The sequence below is a fragment of the Agromyces neolithicus genome, from assembly GCF_039529735.1.
Classification (GTDB): domain Bacteria; phylum Actinomycetota; class Actinomycetes; order Actinomycetales; family Microbacteriaceae; genus Agromyces; species Agromyces neolithicus.
Genome location: NZ_BAAANJ010000006.1, coordinates 18,327 through 44,455, shown reverse-complemented (window position 1 = coordinate 44,455; position 26,129 = coordinate 18,327). Strand labels below are relative to the sequence as shown.

General features: G+C 69.9%; 25 protein-coding genes and 2 tRNA genes. 15 read left to right on the top strand and 12 right to left on the bottom strand.

All coding sequences use genetic code 11. From position 1 onward, the window contains the following. Nucleotides 1-5: 5 nt before the first annotated feature. Complete coding sequence (gene serC / locus ABD164_RS09035; protein WP_344295537.1) at nucleotides 6-1,121, bottom strand: phosphoserine transaminase; 1,116 nt, start codon at nucleotides 1,119-1,121, stop codon at nucleotides 6-8. A gap of 70 nt (nucleotides 1,122-1,191) precedes the next feature. On the opposite strand from serC, the gene ABD164_RS09030 reads away from it, so the two are divergent. The 3 genes from ABD164_RS09030 to ABD164_RS09020 all read left to right on the top strand — a co-directional run bounded on the left by ABD164_RS09030 (nucleotide 1,192) and on the right by ABD164_RS09020 (nucleotide 3,814). After that, complete coding sequence (locus tag ABD164_RS09030) at nucleotides 1,192-1,884, top strand: iron-dependent transcriptional repressor DtxR (RefSeq protein WP_344295535.1); 693 nt, start codon at nucleotides 1,192-1,194, stop codon at nucleotides 1,882-1,884. 396 nt (nucleotides 1,885-2,280) lie between these two features. Further along, the gene (locus ABD164_RS09025; protein WP_344295534.1) at nucleotides 2,281-2,952 is read left to right on the top strand and encodes a C40 family peptidase; all 672 of its coding nucleotides are present in this window, start codon (nucleotides 2,281-2,283) and stop codon (nucleotides 2,950-2,952) included. 364 nt (nucleotides 2,953-3,316) lie between these two features. Beyond that, nucleotides 3,317-3,814 (top strand): HNH endonuclease, encoded by a 498-nt coding sequence (locus ABD164_RS09020; protein WP_344295533.1) that lies wholly within the window; start codon nucleotides 3,317-3,319, stop codon nucleotides 3,812-3,814. 187 nt (nucleotides 3,815-4,001) lie between these two features. On the opposite strand, the gene ABD164_RS09015 is transcribed toward ABD164_RS09020, so the two are convergent. Further along, on the bottom strand, nucleotides 4,002-4,232 hold the full coding sequence (locus tag ABD164_RS09015; RefSeq protein WP_344295531.1) for a hypothetical protein: 231 nt from the start codon (nucleotides 4,230-4,232) through the stop codon (nucleotides 4,002-4,004). On the opposite strand from ABD164_RS09015, the gene ABD164_RS09010 reads away from it, so the two are divergent. After that, nucleotides 4,225-4,923, top strand: coding sequence for a CHAP domain-containing protein (locus ABD164_RS09010; protein WP_344295530.1), 699 nt, complete (start codon nucleotides 4,225-4,227; stop codon nucleotides 4,921-4,923). The two genes, ABD164_RS09015 and ABD164_RS09010, sit on opposite strands and share 8 nt — an antisense overlap. A gap of 272 nt (nucleotides 4,924-5,195) precedes the next feature. Here the strand turns inward: ABD164_RS09010 and ABD164_RS09005 are convergent, their stop codons facing one another. After that, a complete protein-coding gene (locus ABD164_RS09005) occupies nucleotides 5,196-6,218 on the bottom strand; it encodes a lactonase family protein (RefSeq protein ID WP_344295529.1) in 1,023 nt (340 codons plus the stop codon). A gap of 314 nt (nucleotides 6,219-6,532) precedes the next feature. Between ABD164_RS09005 and ABD164_RS09000 the strand changes: the two genes are divergently transcribed. After that, nucleotides 6,533-6,604, top strand: a tRNA-Arg gene (locus ABD164_RS09000). Between the two features lie 48 nt (nucleotides 6,605-6,652). Here the strand turns inward: ABD164_RS09000 and ABD164_RS08995 are convergent. Next, the gene (locus tag ABD164_RS08995; protein WP_344295528.1) at nucleotides 6,653-7,348 is read right to left on the bottom strand and encodes a DUF2249 domain-containing protein; all 696 of its coding nucleotides are present in this window, start codon (nucleotides 7,346-7,348) and stop codon (nucleotides 6,653-6,655) included. 60 nt (nucleotides 7,349-7,408) lie between these two features. Here ABD164_RS08995 and ABD164_RS08990 point away from each other — a divergent pair, with 60 nt between their 5' ends. After that, the gene (locus ABD164_RS08990) at nucleotides 7,409-7,843 is read left to right on the top strand and encodes a group III truncated hemoglobin (RefSeq protein ID WP_344295526.1); all 435 of its coding nucleotides are present in this window, start codon (nucleotides 7,409-7,411) and stop codon (nucleotides 7,841-7,843) included. Here the strand turns inward: ABD164_RS08990 and ABD164_RS08985 are convergent. After that, on the bottom strand, nucleotides 7,832-8,494 hold the full coding sequence (locus tag ABD164_RS08985; protein ID WP_344295525.1) for a helix-turn-helix transcriptional regulator: 663 nt from the start codon (nucleotides 8,492-8,494) through the stop codon (nucleotides 7,832-7,834). The two genes, ABD164_RS08990 and ABD164_RS08985, sit on opposite strands and share 12 nt — an antisense overlap. Nucleotides 8,495-8,588: 94 nt before the next feature. Next, nucleotides 8,589-11,969, bottom strand: a complete 3,381-nt coding sequence (locus tag ABD164_RS08980; RefSeq protein ID WP_344295524.1) for a DEAD/DEAH box helicase — start codon at nucleotides 11,967-11,969, stop codon at nucleotides 8,589-8,591. 89 nt (nucleotides 11,970-12,058) lie between these two features. Here ABD164_RS08980 and ABD164_RS08975 point away from each other — a divergent pair, with 89 nt between their 5' ends. After that, a complete protein-coding gene (locus ABD164_RS08975) occupies nucleotides 12,059-13,132 on the top strand; it encodes an ATP-dependent DNA ligase (protein WP_344295522.1) in 1,074 nt (357 codons plus the stop codon). A 108-nt stretch (nucleotides 13,133-13,240) separates the two neighbouring features. Here ABD164_RS08975 and ABD164_RS08970 read toward each other — a convergent pair whose 3' ends face one another. Then, nucleotides 13,241-13,756 (bottom strand): Lrp/AsnC family transcriptional regulator, encoded by a 516-nt coding sequence (locus ABD164_RS08970; RefSeq protein WP_344295520.1) that lies wholly within the window; start codon nucleotides 13,754-13,756, stop codon nucleotides 13,241-13,243. Nucleotides 13,757-13,886: 130 nt separating this feature from the next. On the opposite strand from ABD164_RS08970, the gene ald reads away from it, so the two are divergent. After that, nucleotides 13,887-14,987 carry an alanine dehydrogenase gene (gene ald, locus ABD164_RS08965; protein WP_344295518.1) on the top strand — a complete coding sequence of 367 codons (1,101 nt, stop codon included), beginning with the start codon at nucleotides 13,887-13,889 and terminating at the stop codon, nucleotides 14,985-14,987. A 12-nt stretch (nucleotides 14,988-14,999) separates the two neighbouring features. Here the strand turns inward: ald and ABD164_RS08960 are convergent, their stop codons facing one another. Beyond that, nucleotides 15,000-15,302 carry a rhodanese-like domain-containing protein gene (locus ABD164_RS08960; protein ID WP_344295517.1) on the bottom strand — a complete coding sequence of 101 codons (303 nt, stop codon included), beginning with the start codon at nucleotides 15,300-15,302 and terminating at the stop codon, nucleotides 15,000-15,002. A gap of 147 nt (nucleotides 15,303-15,449) precedes the next feature. Between ABD164_RS08960 and ABD164_RS08955 the strand changes: the two genes are divergently transcribed. Both ABD164_RS08955 and ABD164_RS08950 read left to right on the top strand, forming a co-directional pair. Beyond that, on the top strand, nucleotides 15,450-19,229 hold the full coding sequence (locus tag ABD164_RS08955; RefSeq protein WP_425545931.1) for an AAA family ATPase: 3,780 nt from the start codon (nucleotides 15,450-15,452) through the stop codon (nucleotides 19,227-19,229). Next, entirely contained in the window at nucleotides 19,226-19,456 is a 231-nt protein-coding gene (locus ABD164_RS08950) for a hypothetical protein (RefSeq protein WP_344295516.1), read from the top strand. Before ABD164_RS08955 ends, ABD164_RS08950 begins: the two co-directional genes overlap by 4 nt. Here ABD164_RS08950 and mscL read toward each other — a convergent pair. The 3 genes from mscL to ABD164_RS08935 are packed head-to-tail and all read right to left on the bottom strand — an operon-like array spanning nucleotide 19,453 to nucleotide 20,902. After that, nucleotides 19,453-19,872 carry a large conductance mechanosensitive channel protein MscL gene (mscL, locus tag ABD164_RS08945; RefSeq protein ID WP_344295514.1) on the bottom strand — a complete coding sequence of 140 codons (420 nt, stop codon included), beginning with the start codon at nucleotides 19,870-19,872 and terminating at the stop codon, nucleotides 19,453-19,455. The genes ABD164_RS08950 and mscL overlap by 4 nt on opposite strands. Nucleotides 19,873-19,918: 46 nt before the next feature. After that, a complete protein-coding gene (locus ABD164_RS08940) occupies nucleotides 19,919-20,290 on the bottom strand; it encodes an FmdB family zinc ribbon protein (protein ID WP_344295513.1) in 372 nt (123 codons plus the stop codon). Nucleotides 20,291-20,323: 33 nt separating this feature from the next. After that, nucleotides 20,324-20,902 (bottom strand): 5-formyltetrahydrofolate cyclo-ligase, encoded by a 579-nt coding sequence (locus ABD164_RS08935; RefSeq protein WP_344295512.1) that lies wholly within the window; start codon nucleotides 20,900-20,902, stop codon nucleotides 20,324-20,326. Between the two features lie 66 nt (nucleotides 20,903-20,968). Here ABD164_RS08935 and galU point away from each other — a divergent pair, with 66 nt between their 5' ends. From galU to ABD164_RS08910, 5 genes are all read left to right on the top strand, one after another. After that, on the top strand, nucleotides 20,969-21,868 hold the full coding sequence (gene galU / locus ABD164_RS08930) for a UTP--glucose-1-phosphate uridylyltransferase GalU (RefSeq protein WP_344295511.1): 900 nt from the start codon (nucleotides 20,969-20,971) through the stop codon (nucleotides 21,866-21,868). Between the two features lie 2 nt (nucleotides 21,869-21,870). Then, nucleotides 21,871-22,533 carry a GNAT family N-acetyltransferase gene (locus tag ABD164_RS08925; protein ID WP_344295510.1) on the top strand — a complete coding sequence of 221 codons (663 nt, stop codon included), beginning with the start codon at nucleotides 21,871-21,873 and terminating at the stop codon, nucleotides 22,531-22,533. A 52-nt stretch (nucleotides 22,534-22,585) separates the two neighbouring features. Beyond that, complete coding sequence (locus ABD164_RS08920) at nucleotides 22,586-23,623, top strand: hypothetical protein (protein ID WP_344295509.1); 1,038 nt, start codon at nucleotides 22,586-22,588, stop codon at nucleotides 23,621-23,623. Between the two features lie 80 nt (nucleotides 23,624-23,703). Continuing rightward, nucleotides 23,704-23,776 (top strand) — tRNA-Ala (locus ABD164_RS08915). A gap of 127 nt (nucleotides 23,777-23,903) precedes the next feature. Beyond that, nucleotides 23,904-25,421: an MFS transporter gene (locus ABD164_RS08910; protein ID WP_344295508.1), complete on the top strand. Its 1,518-nt coding sequence runs from the start codon at nucleotides 23,904-23,906 to the stop codon at nucleotides 25,419-25,421. A 3-nt stretch (nucleotides 25,422-25,424) separates the two neighbouring features. On the opposite strand, the gene ABD164_RS08905 is transcribed toward ABD164_RS08910, so the two are convergent. Further along, nucleotides 25,425-26,120 carry a DNA alkylation repair protein gene (locus ABD164_RS08905; protein WP_344295507.1) on the bottom strand — a complete coding sequence of 232 codons (696 nt, stop codon included), beginning with the start codon at nucleotides 26,118-26,120 and terminating at the stop codon, nucleotides 25,425-25,427. Nucleotides 26,121-26,129: the final 9 nt, after the last annotated feature.

Below are 26,129 nucleotides of genomic sequence, written 5' to 3'. Positions count from 1 at the left end.
GGGTCTCAGCCGATCTGCCCGAGCACGTAGTCGATCGACGCGGTGAGCGCCCGCACATCGTCGGGCTCGATCGCCGTGAAGGTGGCGAGGCGCAACTGGTTGCGCCCGAGCTTGCGGTAGGGCTCGGTGTCGACGATGCCGTTCGCTCGGAGGGCCTTGGCCAGCCCCGCGGCATCCGTCGATTCATCGAAGTCGATCGTGACGACGACCTGCGAACGCGCGTCGGGCTCGGTGACGAACGGGGTCGCCACCGGCGTGCGCTCGGCCCACTCGTAGAGCACCGACGACGACTCGCGCGTGCGGGCGTCGGCCCAGGCGAGCCCGCCCGAAGCGTTCATCCAGTCGAGCTGGCTCTCGAGCAGCAGCAGCGTCGCGAGCGCCGGCGTGTTCAGGGTCTGGTTCAGGCGCGAGTTGTCGACCGCGTTCTTCAGGGAGAGGAACTCGGGGATGTACCGCTCGCTCGCGGCGATGCGCTCGATGCGCTCGATCGCCGCGGGCGACATGAGGGCGAACCAGATGCCGCCATCGCTCGCGAAGTTCTTCTGCGGAGCGAAGTAGTAGACGTCGAACTGCGACGGGTCGACCATGATGCCGCCCGCCGCGCTGGTGGCATCGATCACGGTGAGCGCGCCGGGATCGCCGTCGACCCGCGTGACGGGCGCCATGACACCCGTCGACGTCTCGTTCTGCGGCCAACCGTAGACATCGATGCCCTCGGCGGCCTCGGGTAGCGCACGGAGGCCGGGATCGGCCCTGCGCACGTCGGGCGCTTGCAGCCACGGTGCGGCGGCGGCGGCGGCGAACTTCGCGCCGAACTCGCCGAACGAGGCGAGCTGCGCGCGTCGTTCGATGAGGCCGAACGCCGCGGCGTCCCAGAACGCCGTCGAGCCGCCGTTGCCGAGCACGACCTCGTATCCGTCGGGCAGGGCGAAGAGCTCGCCGAAGCCGGCGCGCACCCTGCCGACCAGGTCTTTCACGGCGGGCTGACGGTGCGACGTGCCGAGGATCGAGGAGCCGGCGGCGGCGAGGTGCGCGACCTGCTCGGGCCGAACCTTGGACGGGCCGCAGCCGAAGCGTCCGTCGGCGGGCAGCAGGTCACTGGGGATCACGAGGCTCGGCATGCGACCGAGTCTACCGAGGGGGTGGTGCCCGGTAGGCTGGATGACGGCTGCGACGAATCAGGAGGACCGCGTGACCGATCTGATCGATACGACCGAGATGTACCTGCGCACGATCCTCGATCTCGAAGAAGAGAACATCGTTCCGCTGCGTGCGCGCATCTCCGAGCGTCTCGGGCACTCGGGCCCCACGGTCTCGCAGACGGTCGCGCGCATGGAGCGCGACGGACTCGTCGTCGTCTCGGGCGACCGGCACCTCGAACTCACCCCCGAGGGTCGCAGCAAGGCCGTGCACGTCATGCGCAAGCACCGCCTCGCCGAGCGCCTGCTCGCCGATGTCATCGGGCTCGAATGGGAGTACGTGCACGACGAGGCATGCCGGTGGGAGCACGTCATGAGCGAGCAGGTCGAACGCCGCCTCATCGAGATCCTCGGCAGCCCGACCGAGTCGCCCTACGGCAACCCCATCCCCGGCCTCGAAGAGCTCGGCGTGCCCGCCGCGGCGCCGTTCATGAGCGGTGTGGCGAATGTCGTCGACGTGCTCGCCGAACGCGAGCAGGCCGTGCGCGGCACGGTTCGCAGGCTCGCAGAGCCCGTGCAGTTCGATCCCGAGCTGCTGGGCCAGCTGAAGCAGGCGGGCATCATGCCCGGCGCCCAGGCGGCCTTCACGAAGTCGGGCGGCTACGTGCTCGTGCAGGTCGACGGCCAGAACGGCGGGCTCGAGCTGCCCACCGAGGTCGCCGGGCACATCTTCATCTCCGAGTAATCCAGCGCTTCGCGCCACACCGTTATCAGGATGTGACATTCGCGCGCGGGTCGCGTACTCTCATACGAGTCCGCCGGCACGAAGCCAGTCGGAGGAACAGGGTCGAGACGCCTCCCAAGCCCACCGCTCGATCCGGAACCCGTGAAGCGCCACGCGCGCATCCGGTGGGGCGACATACGGTGTCGCGGGGCGACGGAGGTATACGTTTTGGCTCGATTCTCCCGGCGTCGCCCGACAAGGTCATACGCCCGAGGGGCTGCCACGAAGGCGATCATCGTCTCGAAGGCCCCGAGTTCCCCAAGTCCAGCCGCGGCAGACCTCGCAACGAGGGCCGCAGCGAAACCGCTTCCATCGACTCGGCGGCTCCGTCGCGGTGGAGTTGCGAACGTGCTCGTCATGGCGGTCGCCGCCGGTATCGTCGGCACCCTGGCCATCCCGGCGTACGCGATGGCTCCCGGCAGTCTCGACCAGCAGTTCGGCGCGACCGCTGCGACCAAGCTCACGAAGGCGCAGGCGCAGTCGGTCGAGGTCACCGACGACGTCATCGCCGCGCCGATCACCAAAGACGGCTACGCCGCCGTCACCGGTGAAGAGATCCGCGCCGCCGAAGAGGCTGCTGCCGCGGCCGAAGCGGCACGAATCGCGGCCGAGTCGGCGATGGTCTCGTATGCAGCCTCGTACAGCGGCCCTTCGGTCGGCGATTTCCTCGCCAACCCGCCGTACCCGAACTTCGACCTGGCGAGCGTCTACAACGTCGCGACGCAGTACATCGGCGTGCCGTACGTCTACGGCGGTGCCACGCCCGCCGGCTTCGACTGCTCGGGCTTCGTCATGTACGTGTACGCGCAGTTCGGCGTGAGCATGCCGCACTCCTCGGCGGGTCAGGGCGCCATGGGCACCCGCATCTCCGAGGCCGATGCGCAGCCCGGAGACCTCGTCATCATGGACGGCCACGACGGCTTCTACGCGGGCAACGGCATGATCCTGCACGCGCCCTATGAAGGGGCATCCGTTCGTGTGCAGCCCATCTGGACGAGCGACTACTACATCGTTCGCATCGGCATCTGAACGATGAACATCGCGTGACGCACGCCCGCGAACGGCGCGCCGGGATTTCCCGGGGCGCCGTTCGTGCTCTACCCTGAAACCCTGACGATCCGAGCAACCGGGTAGGGGAGGCCGATGGTCCAGCCGCGCAGCATCCATTCCACGGATGCCCGCGCGCTCTTCGATCATCGGCACAGTAGTCAGCCGAGCACGAACCGGGCGAGCACGCCAACGGACACTGTCATCACGACGGTGTCCGTTTTTTGTTCTCCCGGCCGTGTCCTCTCCGCCCGAGCGACCGCGAGAATCGCCCGTCGCGCCTCGCTCGCATCGCCGCACCGTGCACGCGGCTGGAAGCCATCCAGCCCCGAACGAAAGGCACTTCATGCGCACACTCGTGCTCAACGCGGGATATGAACCGCTCGCCGTCGTCTCGTTCAAGCGGGCACTGCTGCTCGTCATGAACCAGAAGGCCACCGTGATCCTGCACGACGAGGGCAATCCGGTCTGTGCTGCGAGCGGCTCGTGGCAGAGGCCGAGCGTGATCCTGCTCACCCGCTACGTGCGATCACCGCGCGTGCACCAGGTGCCGGTGACCCGGCGCGGCGTGCTCCGGCGCGACGAGCACCGCTGCGCGTACTGCGGAAGGTCGGCGGCGACGATCGACCACGTGCTGCCGCGTTCACGCGGCGGCCGCGACACGTGGGAGAACCTCGTCGCATGCTGCCTGCGCTGCAACAACACGAAGAGCGACCGAACGCCCGCCGAGATGGGCTGGCAACTGCGGTTCACCCCGCGTATGCCGCATGGTCGCGGCTGGGTCGTGCGCGGCGTCGACCGCCCGCTGCCGCAGTGGAGCGAATACCTCGCCATGGCTGCATGATCGGGCACCGTCGACGTGGCTGGCCGCGCCGCCGCGTGTGCTGCTCGTGACAGGCCGGATCGCACCGTGACAATCGCCGGGACGTGCCCTATCGTGGATCGAGTCCGGAGCACCCCCTGGCTCCGAGATCAGCCCAAGCCACTCCGTGCCGACGTCGACTGCGGCTCGCACGGTGCCCGGAGGACCATCAGTTGAGCGGTGACGAGACGAACGACGCGACCCGACGCGATCGTTCCGGGCGACGATCGAGTGCGCGGCGCGTCGCCGACGGCGGCCGCAGCGGCCGGGTCGCGCTGAGGGCCACGAGCACGCGTGGTGCGCCACGGGCCGCAGCCACTCCAACGGCACCACGCCCCTCGCGGTCGCCCGGCGCGCTGCGCCGGAACGGGCCCGCCCGTGTCTTCGCGACGATGCTCATCGTCCCCGCCATCTTCGGCACGGTCGCCCTGCCGGCATACGCCCTCATGCCGGGCGGCCCCGGGCACGAGGCATCCGGTACCTTCAGTCTCAGTGTCGCGCAGGCGCAAGACGTCGACGTCTCGGGCCTCGCGACCGGCGCGCCGCTGTCGGCCGACAGCTACGCCGTGACGACGAAGGCCGAGATCGAAGCGGCGCGGCTCGAGGCCGAGGCCGCCGAACGCGCCTCGTGGGCTGCCGAGCTCGCTTCGCGCGGGTCGGGCAGCTACGCGGTCTACACGGTTCGCGCCGAGGGCGACGACTACCCCTGGTGGGACCAGTTGCCCGACGACTTCGGCGGAGGGCTCTCACCGCTGCGCTACTACTACCGCGAGTGTGTCGACTTCGTCGCCTGGCGGCTCAACCGCGACGCCGGCGTCACGAGCGCGCCGTGGAAGTGGGACTGGTCGAACCTCGCGTCGGGCAGCGCCTACGCATGGGCCGACGAGTGGGCGAGCCACGGATGGCCCACGTCGAGCACTCCCGTCATCGGGGCTGTCGCGTGGTTCCCCTACAATCACGTCGCCTACGTGCAGTCGATCAACGCCGACGGGTCGGTCAACATCGAGGAATACAACCAGAACTCCGACCACTCGTACCACCAGCGCACGATCGCCGCGGGTGATGCGCTGTACCTCTATCCGCCCGGCTGATCGCTTCGATCTGGTCGCTTCGCGCCGGTCGCTTCGCGCCGGTCGTTGTCGACGTCGTGGCGAAAACGGTGCCGGTTGTTGGACGAGTCGACCAATGCGCCCGGCGAGGCCGACGATTACGTTGGAGTTCATTCCAACGGCGGAGACAGGTGACGGTGATGACGCAGCCCTTTGACGACGCACGACTCGAGGAGATCGGGTTCGTCGACGAGCTCACCCCCACGACCTCGGCGATCGTCATTCTCGGCTACAACTGACGCCCGATCGCCTGCTCATGGCATCCGCGCAAGGCAGGCGGGCGCCGGTGTCTCGAGCGTCGCGACCACTTCGGTGGGCACGCCGCCCTCGAGGGTGATGACGGTGATCGAGTCAGAGGCCTGATCGGCCACGAGCGCGAAACGCTCGTCATGGGTCACCTGCAGGTCGCGCGGATGCCGCCCGCCGGTCGGCACGGTCGCCACGAGTTCGAGCGTGCGCGCCTCGGTGTCGAGCCGCAGCGCACGCAGCGCGTCGGCGTCGCGATCGCCGATGAGCACGACGCCGCTGCGCGTGAGACGGATGGCCGAGCACCCGAGACCGCGCGGTTCGAGGTCGTCGCCGATCGGGAACCAGGCGATCTCGCGAGCCTCGGCCAGGTCGAGCAGGCTCGCGGTGCGGTCGAGCTCGTTGGCTGTGACCGCGAGGTCGCCGGTGACGACGAGGTGCCGCGGGCCGGCACCCGCATGCAGCACGATGTCGGTCGCATCATCGTGGTCGAGCGCCGCGGGCACCAGCGCGAGGTCGAGCAGGCGCACGCGGTCGGCGCCGAGGTCGGGCACGAGCAGTTGCCCGCGCGCCGAGTCGACGACCGCCTGGTGCGGGTGCGGCGACAGCTGTCGTGACGCGTTCGGGCCGGTGCCGGTGAAGTCGACGGTGAGCGCGGCATCGGCGACGACACCGGGCCCCACCGGGTGAACCGACAGGCGGCCGCCCGAATAGTTCGCCGCGAAGAGCAGGTCGCCCGATTCGGCGAACGCGAGGTGACACGGGTCGGCGGAACCCGTGGCGCCGGGCCGACCGAATGGCGCCACCGTGTCACCCTCGATCGTCCACGTCGACACGAGACCGTCGGCGAGTTCGTGCACGATGCCCAGCACACCGGTCGCAGGCGAGATGGCGAGGTACATCGGGTTCTCGCCGACGTCGACCGGGTCACCGAGGGTCGCTCGATCGACTCGGCGTATCAAAGTACAGCGGCAACTACCGGCGCGCGGCGAACCTCGCCGAGCGACTCGGCGTTGCGCGTCCGATCGCACGGCCGGGCGAGTGGCACGCCAGAGTCGTGAAACCGAGACTGGCCGACGAGCAGGTGCGGGCCCGCTTCACGCGGACTGAGCGGCCCCAAGACAGCAAGTCGTTGAAGCGGTGGATGACTCGTCGACTCGGAGTTCCCATGCTCTGTGTGGCATGTGGACTTGGACCCGAGTGGAATGGCAAGCCGCTGACGCTTGAGCTCGATCACGTCGACGGCGACCGCCTCAACAACGAACTCGCCAATCTCCGGCTGCTCTGCCCCAACTGTCACGCCCAGACCGAGACCAGCAATCGCAGGAAGTAGACTCGTACGGCCGCCCCCGTAACTCAGGGGATAGAGTGCCGACCTCCTAAGTCGGAAGCGCAGGTTCGAATCCTGCCGGGGGCACATTGTGGTGTGTCGAGACTTCGATTGCCGATGTGTCGGGACGGTGGTCTACGCGGCCGCCGTCGACGGGGCGTGGGTGAGGCGCAGCCGCCAGTGCTCGAGGCCGCGGTCGAGGTACGACACGGCGAACGTGCTCGGCCACCGCTCGTCGATCTCTGCCAGCAGTCGCAGCGGGTCGTGCGGCGCGACGATGACGAGCGCCGCGCCGGGAGCGATCGCGGTGAGCGCGCCGAGCACGGTGGCGTGGCGAATGGCACGCGGGATGTCGCGAACGTCGAGCACGGGCTCGTCGTCCTGCCCGATCACGTTCAGTGTGGTGGCACCCTGCGGCGGGCGCAGCACCGGGACATCCGAAGCAGCCTGCCGAGCCTCGATCGCCGGCGCAGACTCGATCGCCGGCGCGACCCGGCCTGCGCCCAGCACGATGAGCAGCAGGTGCGCGTCGGTGACGGCCTCGACCGAGTGGGGTGCTCCGGCGTCGACGTGCAAGAGGGCGCCTTCGGGCAGGTCGACGCGGTCGTGTGCGATGACCATCGCGACGTGGCCGTCGAGTACCTGCACGAGGATCGGCGACCGCGAGGCATGGGTGGGCATGGCCGCGCCCCGGCGCAGGTGGATGGTGCTCACCGACGTGCCGTGCGACGAGAAGACCCGCCGCGTGCGCATGGTGTCGCCCTCGGGTGCTCGTGTCTCGGTCAGCGCCGATGCGTCGGCCGCCAGCAGCGTGTAGTCGTCGGGTGCCATGTTCCCTCCATCCCGAATTAAAAACTATCAGGTTCCGGTCTAATAGCTAGACTTGGCGGCATGACCCGTGATCTCCACGACCGTGCCGACGTGCTCGAACTGGTCGAGAGCTTCTACCTGCGCGCCTTCGCCGACCCGTTGATCGGACCGATCTTCACCGACGTCGCCAAGATGGACCTCGAGCACCACCTGCCGATCATGTGTGATTTCTGGCAGACCGTGCTGTTCCGTGCCGGGCTCTACCGGCGCAACGCATTGCAGTTGCACCTGGTGCTCAACGCCAGGCACCCGCTCGGGCAGCAGCACTTCGATCGGTGGCTCAGCCTCTGGGTCGAGAACGTCGACGAGCGGTTCGCCGGCGAGAAGGCAGAACTCGCGAAGACGCAGGCGCGGCGCATCGCCGGGTCGATCCAGCGGCGGCTGAGCGGGCGATCCGGCAGCGAGTTCGAGACCCTTCGCACGCGTGACGCGTTACTCGAGGGCTCACTCGAGTGAGGTTCGGGCGCCCGGCTTCAGCCTGACGAGGCACAGCTCGGGCTCGACGAACGGTACGAGTTCGGCCGCGATCGACCCGCCTGCCCGCTCGAGCGTGCGATCGATGAGCCCGCGATGCACCGCGCAGACGACCTCGGGGTGAACGCGGGCAGCGTCGCGGAACGGGCAGGCGAGCAGGCGGATGGCGTCGGCGGTGGGCGAGACTTCGGGCTCGAAGCCGAGCCGCGAGAGCGCGTCGACGAGCCCCGATACAGGCTGTGCGAGGCCGGGGGAGGAGTTCGCCGGACCTTCGAGCGCCTCGGCCCACCGTCGTCCGGCCTGCGCCGACCGGTCGCCGCCGCCTGCATCATCGGCGATCACCGAGGCGAGCACATCGATGAGCTGCTCGCGTGCGTCGTCATCACGCACCGCGCCGGTCGGCACGAAGCGCACGCGGGGCCGCCCGCGACGGGGCTCGGGCACCATGCGCCGCTCGATGAGCCCCGCCGCCTCGAGCTGGTCGAGGTGGAATCGTGCGGTTGTCACGTGGATGCCGGCCGCGTCGGCCACCGCCGTCACGTCGAGGGGCCCCGACGCCGCGACGATCGCATCGAGCACCTGCCGCCGCGTCGGCGATGCCAGCGCGGCGTGGTACTGCACTTCCCGCCCCATGCTGAATAGAATCTCACACTCTCCGGTTTAATCGACCGGTCTCAGATGCCCATCTGCGGTGACCCGTTTGAATCGCCCGGCCGAGCGCGATCGCTCACCCCTCGATGAGCCCGCGGATGTCGTCGGCCGAGAGCGACTCGCTGAACAACTCGTCGTCGTCCATGAGCGACGAGACGAGCGCGGCCTTCTTGGCCTTCAGCGCCATGACCTTCTCTTCGATCGTGCCCTCGGCGACCATGCGGTAGACCATCACGGTCTTCGCCTGTCCGATGCGGTGGACGCGGTCGACCGCCTGGGCCTCGCTGGCCGGGTTCCACCACGGGTCGAGCAGGAACACGTAGTCGGCCTCGGTGAGGTTCAACCCGAACCCGCCGGCCTTCAGGCTGATGAGGAATACCGGCGACCGGCCCGTGCGGAACCCGTCGATGACCTCGCTGCGCCGGCGGGTCGATCCGTCGAGGTACGCGTAGGGCACGCCCGCCGCGTCGAGTCGGGCGGCGGCCAACTGCAGGAACGACGTGAACTGGCTGAACACGAGCGCTCGGTGCCCCTCGGCGATGACCTCGTCGAGCTGCTCGAACAGTGCGTCGAGCTTGGCCGACGGCACCTCGGCGTACTGCTCGCCGTCGATGAGGCCGGCGTGCAGGCTCAGCATGCGCAGCAGCGTGAGCGAGCGGAACACGGTGAACCGGTTGCGGTCGAGGTCGTCGATGAGCCCGAGCAGCTTCTGCCGCTCACGCTGCAGGAACGTGTCGTAGATGCGGCGGTGGCCCGGGTCGAGCGCGACCGTGAGCACCTGCTCCTGCTTCTCGGGAAGCTCGGGGGCGACGATCTCTTTCGTGCGGCGCAGCACGAGCGGGCGGATGCGTCGCCGCAGGCGCGCCAGCCGCTCGGTGTTGTGGTCGTTCTCGATCGGCCGGCGGTAGCGCTCGGCGAACGCGCGCGCAGAGGGGAACAGTCCGGGCGCCACGATCTTCATGAGCGCCCACAACTCCATCAGATTGTTCTCGACGGGCGTGCCGGTGACCGCGAGCCTGAAGGGCGCACGGATGTCCCGTGCCGCGGCATTGGCCTTCGATGCACCGTTCTTCACGAACTGGGCTTCGTCGAGCACGAGCCCCGACCAGTCGAGCGCGGCGAACGCGTCGGCGTCGAGCCGCAGGATGGCGTAGCTCGTCACGACGATGTCGGTGCCCGCGGCCAGGTCGGCGATGCGCCGCCCGCTTGCTGCCTGGGTCGCGCCGACGGTCGTCACGCGCAAGCCGGGCACGAATCGGGCGGCCTCGGTCGCCCAGTTCGAGACGACCGAGGTCGGCGCGACGACGAGGAACGGCGGGGACGGGACATCCGATCGCTCGATCGCGTGCGCCATCAGCGCGAGCGTCTGCGCGGTCTTGCCGAGGCCCATGTCGTCGGCGAGGATGCCGCCGAGCCCGTGCCGGTGCAGGAACGCGAGCCAGCGGAACCCCTCGAGCTGGTAGGGGCGCAGTTCGAGCGCGAGCCCCGCCGGCGGGGCGACCGGCTCGATGCCGCCGGGGTTGTTCAGGCCTGCGACGGTCTTGCGCCACGACACCGCCGATTCGGACTCGTCGGCGAGGTCCTCGAACTCCGACCAGAGACTCGCCTGCGAGCGATGGATGGCGACACCCGTCTCCCACTCGTGCAGCGAGCCGGCCTCGTCGATCAGCTCGCGCAGCGGCTCGAACACCGGATGTGCCAGGGAGAGGTAGCTGCCGTCGATGAGCAGCAGCTTCTTGCGGCCGTGCGAGAGCGCGCTGAACAGCGGCCCGAACGGTACCTTCTTGCCTTCGACCGTGACGATGACCCCGAGGTCGAACCAGTCGGTACGCTCGCTCTCGACCGCGCTCACCGTGAGCTTGGGCGCTTCGACGAGCTCGCGGTAGGCGGGCGCTTCGCCCACGGTCTCGACCCGCAGGCGATCGAGCTCAGCGAGCATCGGGAGCAGGCGGGCGCCGAACTCGGCCGCCTCGAGGCCGCGCAGCGCGAAGCCCGAGCGCAGGCGCGGGTCGGCATCGCGGGTGAGCAACGGCGCTCCGGCATCGTCGTCGGCGAGGATGGCGACGGCATGGGCGGCGACGGCGCGCTCGCCCTCGGGGTCGTGGAACTCGGCGTCGGGCGCGTCGACCGGCAGGCGGTCGCCGCCGTCGCGCTGCCACGCCCAATCGAGTCGCATGACGTGGTTCGGCTCGTGCGTGGCGGTGAGCACGAGGGTGGCGGGCTCGAGCGGCGGCAGTTCGAAGCTCGCGTCGCGGCTCTCGACGCGCAGCGATCGGGCGAGCGCCGAGTAGTGGTCGGTGACGAACGATGCGACCTCGTCGGCGGGAATGCGCACCGGCTCGCGGCGGCTGACCGCGGCGCGCTGCGCGTCGGTGATGCGGCCGGGAAGGGGAGCGAGCACGATCGTGCCCTGTGCGAAGTCGAAGGCGTACACGCCATGCGAGCCGATGAGGCGGGCGCGCTCGGTCGGCACCGAGAGGTCGTCGATGCGCACGGTCGTCGCCAGCAGCAGGTCGCCGACGTCGCCGCTGTCGCCGCTGTCGCCGGTCGTGCGCGGCCCGTCGCTGTCGCCACCGTCGCCGTGCTCGCGCGTCGCGTCGAGGCCGATCGATGCGTGCGACGCGACCGACACGGTCGACCTTGCGTTCGTGCCGACCAGGGCGACGCCGAGTGCCGAAGCCTGCTCGAACAACGGCCAGAGGGTGGGGCTCTCGAACTCGTCGAGCGAGATCCACGACGAACCGTAGTCGGCGAAGCCCGCGTGCCGGGCGCCCTTCAGGGCCGAGAACTCGGCGAACCATCGTGCCTGCGACGGGTCGAATCCGTTCGCGGCGCCCTGGAAGCCGATGTTCTGCCACGTGAGCGAACCCTTGATCCACCCGCCGCGGGCCCCGCGGGTGACGGGCCGCACGGCCAGCCGGTCGACCGACGCCGCGCTCGCCGCGGGCGCGTCGCGCGGGCCCTGCCAACGGTTCGGCCCTCGTGAGACCCGCTCGCGCAGTTCGAACTGCAGCGCGAGGGGAGCGGTGGCGACGGAGGGCGTCGTGCGCCCGCCGCCGGCCAGCGCGGCGAGCTCGTCACGCCAATCGGTGACGACCGCAACCTCGGGGGCCGAGCGCGCGGCATCGGCTCGACGACGGTCGTCGACGTGACGTTCGCCGCTCGCCAGCAGCACTGCGGCGACATGCTTGCAGTTGAGGCTCACCGGGCAGCTGCAGCCGGCGCCCAGGATCGCGACTCGGTCGGGCCGGCCGAGGTCGAGGTTGACCTGCACGCGGTAGGGCGAAGGCGCTGTGCCCTGCACATCGGCGGTCAGCCGCAGCCGCGCCGGATCCCAGAGGAGCGAGTCGACCGCACCGGCCTTCAGGATCGTGCGCCCGCGGCTGAGCGCGAGCGGCCCCACGAGGCGGGCCACCTGCAACTCCTCGACGAGGGGGAACGCGGAGTCGACAGGCATCCTTCAATGCTCGCACCTTCCACTGACCTCGCGCACATCGGCGGTCGCCCGGGGCTGCGCTCACGGCCGCTGCGCAGCATGATGGTCGCATGGACCTCCCCGTGATGCCGCCGGTCAAGCCGATGCTCTCGAAGGCGGTGAAGGCGATCCCCGACGTCGGGCACGTCGAACCCAAGTGGGACGGGTTCCGCACGATCGTCTTCCGCGACGGCGACGAGGTCGAGCTCGGCAGCCGCAACGAGCGCCCGATGACGCGGTACTTCCCCGAGCTCGTCGAGGCGCTGCGCGTGAACCTGCCCGAGCGGTGCGTGGTCGACGGCGAGATCATTCTCGTGCGCGACGGCCAGCTCGAGTTCGAGGTGCTGCAGCAGCGCATCCACCCGGCCGCGAGTCGCGTCACGATGCTCGCCGAGTCGACGCCGGCATCGTTCGTCGCGTTCGACCTGCTGGCGCTCGGCGACGACGATCTCATGGGCCGGCCGTTCGGCGAGCGGCGCCGCATGCTCGTCGAGGCGCTCACCGCGTCGGGTGCGGCCGACCCGGTGTTCATCACGCCTGCCACGGCCGACCTCGCAGAGGCGAACGACTGGTTCACCCGGTTCGAGGGCGCAGGCCTCGACGGAGTGGTCGCGAAACCGCTCGACGGCACCTATCAACCCGACAAGCGCACGATGTTCAAGGTCAAGCACGATCGCACGGCCGACTGCGTGGTCGCCGGGTTCCGGTGGCACAAGTCGGGCGGCATCGTCGGGTCGCTGCTGCTCGGGCTCTACGGCGACGACGGCCGGTTGCACCACGTCGGGGTCGCCGCATCGTTCCCGATGGCGCGGCGCGCGAGTCTGGTCGCCGAGCTCGAGCCGCTCGTCGAGACCGACCTGTCGCGGCATCCGTGGGGCGACTGGGCCGACCAGGAAGCGCACGCGAACACTCGCATGCCCGGTGCGGTGAGCCGCTGGTCGGCGGGCAAGAACCTCTCGTTCGTGCCGCTTCGGCCCGAACTCGTCGTCGAGGTCGCCTACGACCAGATGGAGGGCGACCGGTTCCGGCACACGGCGCAGTTCCGCCGCTGGCGCACCGATCGCACGCCCGAGAGCTGCACCTACGACCAGCTCGAGTCGCCGGCGGGCCTCGACCTGTCCGAGATCCTTCCGGTGCGCCGCTGACCGGTCGCGCTCATGCCGTCGAGACACCGAGTGGGCAGTCGTCGTCCAGATCGGGGTGGATTCAGGACGACGAGTGCCCACTCGATATCGGAGTCGCGTGGGCAGTGGTCAGAGAACGGTGCGCAGCCCCGCCGAGAGTGCGGTGTGGTGCTCGAACACGAGGTTGGTCTCAGTGAGTGCGACGGCGGGGTTCGCCGAGAGGTTCTTCAGCACGAACTCGCGCACGTGGGCGCTGTCGCGCACCCGCACGTGGATGAGGAAGTCTTCGCTGCCACCGAGGAAGAACAGCTGCGCGACCTCGGGCTGGGTGCGCAGCTCGTCGGAGATCTGCTCCATGAGGTGCCGCGCGCCCGGGCGGATGCGCACGCTCACGAGCGCCTGCAGGTGATACCCGAGCGCTTCGGGGTTGATCTCGGCCGTGTAGCGCACGATGACGCCGCGCTCGCGCAGCGACCGCACGCGAGCGAGGCACGTCGAGGGTGACACCCCGACCTCGCGGGCGAGGTCGACGTTGGGCGTGCGGGCGTTCTCGTGCAGCCGGGCGATGATCTGCCGGTCGATCGCGTCGAGCACGTATGCGGTGGGATCGGTGCCCGGGGCGCTGATCTGCGGTGAATCGGTCAATGAAATGCCCTCAGGTCGCATGATTGCATCGGATGTCGCAACATTACCGAATTATCGACGGAATTGGTTTCGAACAAGCGAACATGCGGCGAAAATTGTCTTCAACATCCACACAGTCTTCGGAGTCATCATGCACATCGGCGTGCCCACTGAGATCAAGAACAACGAATTCCGCGTCGCCATGACGCCCGCCGGCGTGCACGCGCTCGCGAGCCGCGGCCACCGCGTCGACATCCAGTCGGGAGCGGGAGCGGGCGCGGGCTTCTCCGACGACGAGTACGCCGTCGCCGGCGCCCACATCGTCGCCACGGCCGAAGAGGCGTGGTCGGCCGAGCTCGTGCTCAAGGTGAAAGAGCCGATCGCGGCCGAGTACGGGTTCCTGCGTGAAGACCTCACCCTCTTCACGTACCTGCACCTCGCCGCCGACCTGCCGCTGACCCGGGCGATCCTCGACTCGGGCGTCACGGCGATCGCCTACGAGACGGTGCAGCTCGCCGACCGGTCGCTGCCGCTGCTCACCCCCATGAGCGAGGTCGCGGGTCGGCTCGCGCCGCAGGTCGGCGCCGCCGAGCTGCTCGCCTCGCGTGGCGGCCGCGGCGTGCTGATGGCCGGCGTGCCCGGAACGAGCCCGGCGAAGGTCGTCGTGATCGGCGGCGGTGTCGCGGGCGAGCAGGCCGCGGCGACCGCGCTCGGCCTCGGCGCCGACGTCACGGTGTTCGACATCTCGCTGCCGAAGCTGCGCGAGATCGATGCCCGCTACGACCACCGCATCCACACCCTCGCCTCGTCGCCCTACGAGATCGCGCGGCAGCTGAAGGACGCCGACCTCGTCATCGGCGCCGTGCTGGTGCCGGGCGCCGCTGCACCGAAGGTCGTCACCGACGAGATGGTCGCCGGCATGAAGCCGGGCTCGGTGCTCGTCGACATCGCGATCGACCAGGGCGGCTGTTTCGAGGGCTCGCATGCGACGACCCACGCCGACCCGACGTTCCGCGTGCACGACGCCATCTTCTACTGCGTCGCGAACATGCCCGGCGCGGTGCCGGCGACCTCGACCCCGGCGCTGACGAACTCGACGCTTCCGTACACCCTGAAGATCGCCGACCTCGGCTGGCGGGCCGCACTCGCCGCCGACCCCGCGCTCGCAAAGGGCCTGAACGCGACGGCCGGCCGGCTCACGAACGAGGGCGTCGCGACCGCGCACGGCCTGGAGTTCACCGCCGCCGGCTGAGCCGCGGGGTGATCAGTTGCCGACCGCGACGGGCAGGCCCGCCCGGTACCACTCGACGATGCCGCCGTCGATGTTGACGGCGTCGAAGCCCTGCGCCTCGAGGTACTGCGCGGCCTGTGCGCTGCGCCCACCGACGTGGCACAGCACGTAGACGGTGGTGTCGCGCGGCACCTCGTCGATGCGCTCGACGAGTTCGCCGAGGGGGATGTCGATGGTGCCCTCGACGCGTGCCTGCTCGTGCTCGCGGGGTTCGCGCACATCGACGATGACGGCGCCGTCGATGGCGTTCACGTCGGCCGGGGTCATGGAGCGCATCGGAATCCTTCTCGTCGTACGGATACTTCGAGGCTACCTCCGATCACCGGCGGCCTCGCCTGCGGATGCAAAATGGGCGAGGTCGGAACCGGGCCGCATGCGGCGATGCTTCCGAGGATTTCGCGGGTTTCGACTTAGGGTGTCGGTGTGTGGCGGCTGGATCGGAACGATGACGGGGACGAGATCCCCGAAGGGCGGGCCGATGCTGCCGCCGGCGAACTGACTCCAGAGACCATGCCCGAACACACCACGAGCCCCCACACCGTGAGCCTCGGCGACCCCGAGCTCGTCGCCGGCAATGTCGCCGAACCCGCCTGGCGGCGCTGGATCTCCGAGCTCGAGGCGGTGGGCGGCCGCTCGCCGCTCGTGCGCTTCGCCGACACCCCGCGCACCCGCATCGAGCTGTCAACGACCCATCCCGGCGGACTGCCGCAGTTCATCACCGGCAAGTCGACGCTGCTCTCCAGCCTGATCCGCGACGAGCTTGCGCTGCGCAACGCGCGGCTCGCAGCGGCCGAGATCACGCAGAAGGGCATCGAGCTGCGCTCAGTGCGCGGCATCGAATCGGTGCATCTGGCGATCGGTCTCGCATCGTGGCGCAACTCGGGCGACGAGTTCCTCGCTCCGGTGCTGTTGCGCCCGCTCGCGATCCGCCGTTACGGGCGCGACTTCGAGCTGAAGCTCAAGGGGCAGCCGTTCCTGAACCCTGCGCTCGCGCGCGAGCTGCGCGAGCAGTTCCAGATCACGCTCGACGCCGATGCCTTCGTTGCACTTGCGATCACGAACGGCGTCTTCAAGCCACAGCCCGTCATCGATCGGCTGCGCGGTCTCACGAGCCACCTGCCATGGTTCAGCGTCGCGCCGAGGCTCGTCGTGTCGTCGTTCGCCGAGGTGGGGCCCGCGATGGCGGCCGATGCCGCGAAGCTCGAGCACCCCGTCATCGACGCGCTCGCCGGCAACCCGGCCGCACGCGCCGCCGTCACCGCGGCACGGGGCGAAGGCACCAAGCCCGTCGCCCAGGATGAGCGGCCCCCCTCGACCGACACACTGCTGCTCGACGCCGACCCTGAGCAGGAGCAGGTCATCGCCGAGATCCAGTCGGGCGCGTCGGTCGTCGTGAAGACCCTTCCGGGCACCGGCGGGACCCAGACCATCGTGAACGCCGTCGGCGCGCTCGTCGCCGGCGACAAGCGGGTACTGATCGTCGGCTCGCGCCGGGCGAGCCTCGACGGCATCGCTCATCGCCTCGGACAGGTCGGGCTCGGGGGCGCCGCGGTCACGACGTCGGGTCTGCGACGCGAGCTGATCCAGTCGATCTCGCGCAACGAGAAGGTCGAACGTGCTCGCGTTGCCGACGTCGACGATGCCCTCGTGCGCCTGCGCAAGGTGCTGCTCGACTACCGCAGGGCGCTCACGCGCCGCGACCCCGAGCTGCACGTGTCGGTGCTCGACGCACTGGGCGAGCTCGCCCGGCTCGCGCTGTCGCCCGTGCCGCCTTCGACGACGGCCAGGCTCGAACATGGGGCGCTCGTCGCGCTCGCGACCGGTCGCGACCGGGTGGCCCGCGATCTCGCGCGCGCCGCTGCCCTCGGCGAGTTCCGCTATGGACCGGGTGACTCGCCATGGTACGGCGCCGCGTTCACTACGTCCGAAGAGGCGACCAAGGCCCACCATCTCGCACAGCGTCTGAACGAGGTCGAGGTGCCGCGGCTGCTCGAGCGCGGACGAGCGCTCATCGCGCAGACGCGACTGCGCGAGTTCGAGTCGATCGCCGAACTCGGCGTGTTCCTCAGGCTCCTCCTCGACGTGCGCGAGACCCTCGACCGATTCCACCCGTCGGTCTACGACCGGCCGCTCGGCGAGCTCATCGCCGCGACCGCGCCTCGTCGCGAATCGGCGGGCATGTCGGGCGCGAACCGCAGGCGGCTGCGTCGACACGCGCTCGAGTACGTGCGCCCGGGGGTGCACGTCACCGACCTGCATTCCGCGCTGCGGGGCATCCAGCAGCAGCGCACCCTGTGGCACCGCTACTCGGAGGCAGGGGCGATCCCGGGTGTGCCGGTCGGCATCGACGACGTCCACGTCGCGTTCCAGCGCGTCTCGAACGACCTCGCCGTGCTCGACGCGCCGCTGGGCATCACCGGCACTTCACGCCAGCTCGCCGCTCGGCCTGTTCGCGAACTCGTTGCGATGCTCGCCGGACTCGCCGCCGAGTCCGAGGTGCTGTCGAACCTGCAGGAACGCACCGCGATCCTCAGCCGCCTGCGTGATCTCGGCCTCGATCCGCTGCTCGTCGACCTCTCGAAGCGGCACGTCCGCGAGGGAGGCGTCGCCGACGAACTCGAGCTCGCGTGGTGGCAATCGGTGCTCGAGTCGGTGCTCGCCGGTGAGAAGGCGCTGCTCGGCGCGAACACGACGGTGCTCGACCGGCTCGAAGCCGACTTCCGACTGGTCGACGAAGCGCACGCGTCGGCGGCCGGGCCACTGCTGGCGTGGCGCCTGGCCGAGAACTGGAAGGTCGCGCTCGTCGACCACCCCGAAGAGGCGCACGCCCTGAAGCGCATACTCCGCGGCGAGCGGGTGCGCATCGACGCACTGCTCGAGTCGACCCCGCACCTCTTCCGTGTGCTCGCACCCGTGTGGCTCGCATCGCCGTACGAGGTCGCCGCGGTCGACGACGAGATCCGGTTCGACACCGTGATCCTCGTCGATGCCGGGGCCACGACGATCGCCGAGAACCTCGGGGCCATCCGTCGGGCGAAACAGGTGGTGGCGTTCGGCGATCCCGTCACGCAGACCCCCACGCTCTTCGAGACGGGGATCGACGATGTGGAGCATCCGACAGAACGCTCGACCGATCACGGAGTCGACGCGCTGCACGCCGACTCGGCGCTCGCCCGACTCGGCGAACTCCTCCCCACGCTCACCCTCACCCGCAGCTACCGTGCGGGCGGCGAAGACCTCGCCGAACTCGTCAACCGGCGTTTCTACGCCGGACGCATCGTCTCGCTGCCGTGGGCGGGCAGCTTCCTCGGCCACGGCAGCCTGGGCCTGCACTACGTGCAGGGCAACGGGCTGCCCGATGCGGTGACCGGAACGGTCGAGTCGACCGACTCCGAGGTCACGAAGGTCGTCGAGCTCGTCATGGAGCATGCCGTCAAGCGTCCTCGCGAGTCGCTCATGGTGATCACGGCGAGCGCGCGCCACGCCGCCCGGGTGCACCAGGCAGTGCTCGCGGCATTCGCCAAGCGCACCGACCTTTCGGATTTCATCCTGAAAGACCGCGCCGAGCCGTTCACGGTGCTCACGCTCGAGCAGGCGGTCGCCCAGAGTCGCGACCGGGTCATCTTCTCTGTGGGCTACGGCCGCACGCCGCACGGCCGGCTGCTCTCGAACTTCGGCTCGCTCGGAGAGCCCGGCGGAGATCGGCTGCTCGCCGTCGGCATGACGCGGGCGCGGCGTTCGATGGACCTGGTCTCGGCATTCCGGCCCGACGACATCGATGAGGGCCGCCAGCGGCACGGGGTGCTCGCGCTCGCGAACATCCTCACTCAGACCGAGGCGCGCCAGGCCGACTCCGACGACAGTGCGGCAGCCCCGTCGATGCTGCATGATCTCGGCCGGCGGCTCGAGAAGCGCGGCATCCGGGTCAGTGTCGGCCACCGCGGCCGGCTGGCGCTCGCGGCCGCCTACTCGGGCAAAGCCGTGGTCGTCGAGACCGATGACGCCCTCGCCGGGCTCAGCCTGCGCGAGTCGCTGCGCCTTCGCCCTGACGTGCTGCGCCGTCTCGGGTGGCACTACCTGCGCGTGCACAGCTTCGAGTTGTTCGGCAATCCCGACGCGGTCGCGGCTCGGGTGGCAGCGCTGCTCGGCAAGCCCGACGCACCCACGCCCGCCGACGAGACCACCGCGACCACGCGGCGATGACCGACGACACGCCCGCACCGCGTCAGCGGGTCGAGCGCGCCCCGGGCCGCGCTCGCCGGGCGCGTCTCACACCCGCGCCCGGCACCGATCCGTCGCCCGAGGCACCGGTCGGGCAGGAGCCGGCGCCCGACCCCGAGACGCCTGCGGCGACGAAGAAGGGCCGGCCCGGGTCATCCGACGATGATCGCCTGACCCGAGACCGACCCCCTCACTGGCGGCAGACCTAATCGGTGTGACGCCCCTGCTGCACCCCGCGCTGCTCGGCGAGCAGGTCGCGGATCTGCTCGAGCAGCTGGGTCTCGGTGGGCGGCTCATCGGTCGGCTCGCCCGCGGCGATCTTCGCCGCCTGGTGCTCGCGGTACTTGTTCATGGGCAGCACGAACACGAGGTACACGACGAGCGCGACCGCGAGGAACGTGATGATCGCGGCGAGTACGGCACCGAACGTGAACTTCGCATTGCCGATCTGCAGGATCATCGCCGTGTTCAGGCTGTCGGCGTTGAACAGCAGGCCGATCAGCGGATTGACGAGACCGTCGACGATCGAACCGACGACCGCGGTGAACGCGGCGCCGATGACGACCGCGACCGCGAGGTCGATGACGTTGCCCCGGGTGATGAATTCCTTGAAGCCTTGCAGCATGTTCCCTCCCAGTTCGCCCGGCCGCGGCGGGTGCGGCCCGTGCGTTTCACACGGTAGTGGAGGATGCGCCCGCCGATGGTGAGGAACTCGCACTTTTTTCGCCCGTGCCGCCCGAGCCGCCTGAGCCCCCTGAGCCGCCTGAGCCGCCTGAGCCCCCCGAGCCCCCCGAGCCGCCTGAGCCTGTCGAATGGCCCGACCCGTCACTTCCCTTCGACGGGCTCCGGGAACCCTCGTTCGACGAGCCGCGCGAGTCGGTGCGGTAGAACCCCGAGCCGTTGAACGTGACCCCGATGGTGTTGAACAGCTTGCGCAGCTTGCCGCCGCAGACGTCGCACACCGTGAGGGAGTCGTCGGTGAACGCCTGGTGGATGTCGAATGCGTTGTCGCACTCAGTGCAGCGATAGGAATACGTGGGCATGGGGATCTCCGATCGGCGACCGGCGGATTCCGGTCAGAACGCGATGATGCGCGTCGGCGTCACGACGCCGTTCACGGCCTGGTCGTGGACTTCGCGCGGCACGTGCTCGACGAACTCGCTGTCGAAGACCACGGCATACACCGGAGGACATTTTCCCATCGAACCGAGGGTCTTGTCGAAATAGCCGCGTCCCCAGCCGAGGCGCATGCCGCTGGAATCGATCGCGGCGGCGGGCACGATGATGAGGTCGACGTCGTTGACGGCCATCGGGCCGAGCAGTTCGCCGGCCGCCTCGGGCGTGCCGTGCAGGCCCAGGGTCTCGATCTCGTCCTCGCCGACGGTCCAGTCGAGCAGGCCGTCTTCACGCGTCACTGGGAACAGCACGCGGATGCCCCGTGCCTCGGCCCAGTTCACGAACGGGCGGGTGTCGGGCTCGGACGGCATCGAGAGGTAGCACGAGATCGACTGCGCCTCGGTCGAGCCGATGAGCTCCTGCAGCCGCGACGTGAAGCCCTCGGTGGCGAGCTCGCGCTCGCGACTCGACAGGTTCTGGCGGCGCTCGCGGAGCTCGGCGCGCAGGATGCGCTTCTGGACGTCGGGATCCTCGGGCATGGCACACATCCTAGGCCGCAGCGTCACGGCGTACGCCGCGCCGGGACATCCGGATACGCTGTGTGGATGACCAGACGCATCACGAAGGCCGTCATCCCGGCGGCCGGCCTCGGCACGCGATTCCTTCCGGCCACGAAGGCGATGCCGAAAGAAATGCTGCCTGTCGTCGACAAGCCGGCCATCCAGTACGTCGTCGAAGAGGCCGTGAACGCCGGCCTCACCGATGTGCTCATGATCACGGGCCGCAACAAGAACGCACTCGAGAACCACTTCGACCGCGTCGCCGAGCTCGAGGCGACGCTCGAGAGGAAGGGTGACACCGCCAAGCTCGAGAAGGTCAACGAGTCGACCGAGCTCGCCGACATGCACTACGTGCGGCAGGGCGACCCCAAGGGGCTCGGCCACGCGGTGCACCGCGCGCACATGCACGTCGGCGACGAGCCGTTCGCCGTGCTGCTCGGCGACGACATCATCGACGCACGCGACGAACTGCTCACGCGCATGCTCGACGAGCAGGTCAAGCGCGATGCGTCGATCGTGGCGTTGCTCGAGGTCGACCCCGATTCCATCCACCTGTACGGCGCCGCCGCCGTCGAGACCACCGATGACCCCGATGTCGTGCGCATCACCGGCATGGTCGAGAAGCCGGCCAAAGAGGTGGCACCGTCGAACTACGCGGTCATCGGTCGGTACGTGCTCAGGCCCGAGGTGTTCGGCATCCTCGCGAACACGCCACCCGGCAAGGGCGGCGAGATCCAGCTGACCGATGCGCTCATGACCATGGCCGGTGACGTCGCCGGCACCGGCGGCGTCTACGGCGTGGTCTTCCGCGGGCGCCGTTACGACACGGGCGACAAGCTCGACTACATCAAGGCCGTCGTGCAGCTCGCGAGCGACCGCGACGACCTCGGGCCCGACCTGCGGCCCTGGCTCATCGAGTACGCCGCCCAGCTGCAGAAGGACTGACGATGTCCGCTGCCGCCGTGCCGACGCTGCGCGACGGCGACGTCACGCTCCGACCCATCCGGGCGCGCGACGCGAAGGCGCTCGAGAAGGTGCTGATCGCCAATCGCAGCTGGCTGCGCCAGTGGGAGGCGACCTACCCGGGCGGCGGCACGGTCATCGACACGCGCGCGAGCATCCGCAACCTGCTGGCGCACGCGCGTTCGGGGCACGCCCTGCCGTTCATCATCGAGGCCGACGGTGAGCTGGTGGGCCAGCTGAACGTCTCGTCGATCGCGTATGGCTCGCTGTCGTCGGCGACGATCGGTTATTGGGTCTCGCAGGATGTCGCGGGGCGCGGCATCACTCCCACCGCGGTGGCGCTCGCCACCGACTACTGCTTCGGCGTGCTGCGGCTGCACCGAATGGAGATCTGCATCCGCCCCGAGAACGGGCCGTCGCTGCGGGTCGTCGAGAAGCTCGGGTTCCGGTACGAGGGGTTCCGGCGGCGGTACATCCACATCAATGGCGACTGGCGCGACCACTTCGCGTTCGGCCTCGTGACCGAAGAGGTGCCCCGCGGGGTGCTGCGCCGATGGCACGAGGGCAGGGTGCCGACCGACGTCGCGCGCGTCCCCGACAGCGATCGCGCCGCCTCGGGGCATCCTCTGCCGCTCGCCGATCGCTGAACACGCCCGTGCCTGCGAGGCCATGCCTACGCTGGTGTCCTACCGTTGTCGCATGGATGTGATCGGCGGGGGGATCCTGGTCGCGGTGGCCGCTGCCTTGTGGATCGCGTACCTGCTGCCGAGCTGGCTCGGCAGGCGCCAGTACCTCGCCACCGAACGCAACGCGGTGCGTCTGCAGCAGACCCTTCGCATCCTCGCCGAGACCGCCGAGACGCCCGAGCCCGTGCGCATCGAGGCGACGGCCCGTGAGGTCGCGTCACAGCAGCGCATCCTGCACGAGCAGCAGCAGACGGCGCGGCTCGCGGCCGAGGCGGCCGAGCGGCTGGCGATCGCCGAGCGGCACGAGGCCGAAGACGCGGCCGAGGCGGCGCGCGCGCGAGCCGCTGTGGCGATGGCCGCCCATGCCCCCGTCACCGAGCCCATCGCGGTCGTGGCTGCCGCAGGGGCGGTCGCCGGGTCTGGGGCCGGCGTCGGTGCCGACGCCACGCTGCTCGCCGCACGCGCGGCGAGGCGCTCGCTTCGGCGCAAGCGCGCGGCGTGCTCGCTGACCCTGTTGACAGCGCTGCTCACGCTCGTCGGCGCTCTCATCGCCGCGGCGTTCGGGGCGACTCTGCTCATCGCCGCGATCGCCGGGGGAGTGGCGGTGGCGGCATTCGCCGGCATCGTCGCGCTCGCACGGGTACGCGTTCACGGTGCGTCGGTCACGGCGCCCGTCGCCGTCGCCTCCGAGTCGTTCGAACCCATCGACCTGCCCGCGTCGACTGCCGACGAAGGCTGGACCCCACAGCCGTTGCCGCGCCCCCTGCACCTCTCGCGTGGCACGATCGCGGCGACGGCGATGGCGTCGATCGAGGCGGCCGCCGAGCTCAAGAAGGCCGAGGCGGCGGCAGCGGTCGCGCGCCGCGCCGAGCAGCTCGCACCCGACGTGCCGAAGCTGCGCCCCGCGGCATCCGCAGCGGCATCGCCATCGGCCGAGCCGGCCGCGAGCGAACCGGCCAACCCATACGCCCGCATGGGCATCGTCGACGATGCCGAGCCGGCGCTCAACGACCTCGACGCCGTGCTGCGCCGTCGCCGTGCGGTCGGCTGAGCAGCGTTTCGCGGCGCGGTCGTGACGCACGCGGGGTGGTCTGAGTCAGCCCGCGCGGGATGATAGGCTCGTTCTCGCTCGGGCCCATGGCGCAGTTGGTAGCGCGTCTCGTTCGCAATGAGAAGGTCGGGGGTTCGAATCCCCCTGGGTCCACAGATTCCGGGGCCGGTGCTCACTGAGTGCCGGCCTTCGTGGTTCCCTGCGTGCCCGTGGCGGCGATCGATGCATGAGCGCGACTCGCGCCCGGGCATCGCACCGCGCGGGCGTAGGCTGAATCACGATGACTGACGCACCTGCCACCCGGTCGATCCCGATCTCAGAACAACACCGCTGGCGTGCGTACTGGGTGTGCGTGGCGGTCGCGGCGCTCACGATCATGGATCTTTCGAAGGTCAACGTCGGCCTGCCCGCCATCGAAGAGGCGTTCAACGCCGGCTCGACCGAGCTGCAGCTCATCGTCGCGGGCTACGTGCTCACGTTCGGGCTCACCCTCGTTCCGGCCGGTCGCATCGGCGACCAGCGCTCCCGCAAGACGCTCTTCATCGTCGGCCTCAGCCTCTTCACCCTCACGAGTCTGGTCGCCGCGCTCGCGCCGAACGCGGCGGTGCTGCTCATCGCGCGACTCGTGCAGGGCGTCGCGGCGGGCATCCAGATGCCGCAGGTGCTCGGACTCATCCAAGAGCTCTTCCGGGGTGAAGAGCGCGGCAAGGCGTTCGGGTTGTTCGGCGCGACCATCGGCCTCGCGACCGCGTTCGGGCCCACGCTCGGCGGGCTCATGATCGCGCTCGGCGGACCCGAGGACGGCTGGCGCGGCATCTTCTGGATCAACGTGCCCCTCTCCCTCGCCGCCATCGCCCTCGCCATCTGGTTGCTGCCCGTGACGCGGCATCCGTCGGGCAAGCCGCTCTCACTCGACCCCGTCGGCCTCGTGCTCTTCGGCATCAGCGTCGTCTCGCTCATGTGGCCGTTCCTGTTCACGACGGGCTCGCCCGACGACGACCCGAGCCGGTGGTGGGTGCTCGTTGTGTTCGTGTTCGCGTTCACCGCGTTCCTCGTGTGGGAGCGGCGTTACGCGGCGACCGGCAAGCATCCACTCGTACCGCTCGGCCTGTTCGGCATCAGCTCGTATCGCAACGGCACCGCGCTCTCGAGCGTGTACTTCACGGCTCTGCCGCCGATGTTCCTGCTCACGACGCTCTACCTGCAGCATGGGCTGGGGCTCGCGGCGGTCTACGCGGGCATGGTCACGATCGGGTTCGCGCTCGTCAGCGCGGTCACGTCGTGGATCGGCGGCAACCTCGTCAACCGTCTCGGGCGACCTCTCGTCGTCTGGGGCCTCGTGCTGCTGCTCGTCGGAATCGGCCTGTCGGTGCTCGTCGCGTTCGTCACGCCGCCCGAGCTCACGCCGTGGGCGATGGCCATCGCCATGATCTTCAGCGGGGCGGGCGGCGGCTTCGTCATCTCTCCGAACCAGACGCTCGCGTTGGCCGACGTGCCAGTGAAGCAGGGCGGACTCGCCGGCTCGGTCGGACAGCTCGGCCAGCGCGTCGGCACGGCCATCGGCACCGCGATCACGTTGTCGCTGTTCTACTCGACCATCTACAACGAGTCCAGCGGCACTCCCGACCTGGCGGTCTACCGCGATGCGTACGCCTACGGCATGCTCGCGGTCGCGGTGCTCGTGGCCATCGCGTTCGCGATCGGCGTGCTCGACATGGGCGTCCGCGGGCGCCAGCGCAGCGCGCTCGGCGGGGGTTTCGCCGAGGAGTCCGCCGCGGTCGAGCAGGCCGATCGCTGACGCTCAGCCGATGGCGAGAATGCGCGCGCGCTCATCCTTCGGTACGTGCTCGATCGCGGCGCGCAGCGCGACCCGAGGCATCGTCGCGGCGCGCGGCTCGACGAACTCGATGAGACGTGCGGGGTCGAGGTCGCCGGCCGTACGCAGCACCCAGCCCAGCGCCTTCTGCACGAGCGGCTCAGGGTCGTCGGCGAGCGCCCCGGCGAGCGAGTACGCATCGTCGAGCTCGCCGCGCTTCAGGAACGCGAACGTCGCCACGAGCGCGGTGCGTCGCTCGGGCCAGAAATCGGATGCCGCGAGCCGCACGAGTGGCGAACGGTCGCGGGTGATCAGATAGCGCCCGATGACATCGCGCGCGGCGAGGTCGACGAGGTCCCACTGGTCGATGCGGTCGTGGCGGCGCAGATACAGGTCGTAGAGCTCGGCCCGCCGCTCGTCGGCGGTGCGGCGATGGGCACCGGACTTGCCCATGATGCTGCAGGCGAGCGCGCGCACCTCATGCGTCGGCTGTTCGAGCAGGGCTTCGAGGTGGGTGGCCGGCAGGTCGAGCGCGGTCTTGGCGAGTTCGAACACGGCGCCCATGCGAACCCCGATGAACGGGGCGGCGGGGTCGGGTGCGAAGTAGCGGGTGTACTGCTCGCGCTGCTCGGGCGTGGCCATCGCCTCGAGCGCGGCGCCGAGCGTCGCAGCATCGGTCACCAGCGCCCC

Bases quoted from the DNA above. Each gene is read 5' to 3' on its own strand.
- serC (WP_344295537.1), bottom strand. From the start codon at position 1,121: ATGCCGAGCCTCGTGATCCCCAGTGACCTGCTGCCCGCCGACGGACGC.
- ABD164_RS09025 (WP_344295534.1), top strand. From the start codon at position 2,281: ATGGCGGTCGCCGCCGGTATCGTCGGCACCCTGGCCATCCCGGCGTAC.
- ABD164_RS09020 (WP_344295533.1), top strand. From the start codon at position 3,317: ATGCGCACACTCGTGCTCAACGCGGGATATGAACCGCTCGCCGTCGTC.
- ABD164_RS09010 (WP_344295530.1), top strand. From the start codon at position 4,225: ATGCTCATCGTCCCCGCCATCTTCGGCACGGTCGCCCTGCCGGCATAC.
- ABD164_RS09015 (WP_344295531.1), bottom strand. From the start codon at position 4,232: ATGAGCATCGTCGCGAAGACACGGGCGGGCCCGTTCCGGCGCAGCGCG.
- ABD164_RS08995 (WP_344295528.1), bottom strand. From the start codon at position 7,348: ATGGCACCCGACGACTACACGCTGCTGGCGGCCGACGCATCGGCGCTG.
- ABD164_RS08990 (WP_344295526.1), top strand. From the start codon at position 7,409: ATGACCCGTGATCTCCACGACCGTGCCGACGTGCTCGAACTGGTCGAG.
- ABD164_RS08985 (WP_344295525.1), bottom strand. From the start codon at position 8,494: ATGGGGCGGGAAGTGCAGTACCACGCCGCGCTGGCATCGCCGACGCGG.
- ABD164_RS08980 (WP_344295524.1), bottom strand. From the start codon at position 11,969: ATGCCTGTCGACTCCGCGTTCCCCCTCGTCGAGGAGTTGCAGGTGGCC.
- ABD164_RS08975 (WP_344295522.1), top strand. From the start codon at position 12,059: ATGGACCTCCCCGTGATGCCGCCGGTCAAGCCGATGCTCTCGAAGGCG.
- ald (WP_344295518.1), top strand. From the start codon at position 13,887: ATGCACATCGGCGTGCCCACTGAGATCAAGAACAACGAATTCCGCGTC.
- ABD164_RS08960 (WP_344295517.1), bottom strand. From the start codon at position 15,302: ATGCGCTCCATGACCCCGGCCGACGTGAACGCCATCGACGGCGCCGTC.
- ABD164_RS08950 (WP_344295516.1), top strand. From the start codon at position 19,226: ATGACCGACGACACGCCCGCACCGCGTCAGCGGGTCGAGCGCGCCCCG.
- mscL (WP_344295514.1), bottom strand. From the start codon at position 19,872: ATGCTGCAAGGCTTCAAGGAATTCATCACCCGGGGCAACGTCATCGAC.
- ABD164_RS08940 (WP_344295513.1), bottom strand. From the start codon at position 20,290: ATGCCCACGTATTCCTATCGCTGCACTGAGTGCGACAACGCATTCGAC.
- ABD164_RS08935 (WP_344295512.1), bottom strand. From the start codon at position 20,902: ATGCCCGAGGATCCCGACGTCCAGAAGCGCATCCTGCGCGCCGAGCTC.
- galU (WP_344295511.1), top strand. From the start codon at position 20,969: ATGACCAGACGCATCACGAAGGCCGTCATCCCGGCGGCCGGCCTCGGC.
- ABD164_RS08925 (WP_344295510.1), top strand. From the start codon at position 21,871: ATGTCCGCTGCCGCCGTGCCGACGCTGCGCGACGGCGACGTCACGCTC.
- ABD164_RS08920 (WP_344295509.1), top strand. From the start codon at position 22,586: ATGGATGTGATCGGCGGGGGGATCCTGGTCGCGGTGGCCGCTGCCTTG.
- ABD164_RS08910 (WP_344295508.1), top strand. From the start codon at position 23,904: ATGACTGACGCACCTGCCACCCGGTCGATCCCGATCTCAGAACAACAC.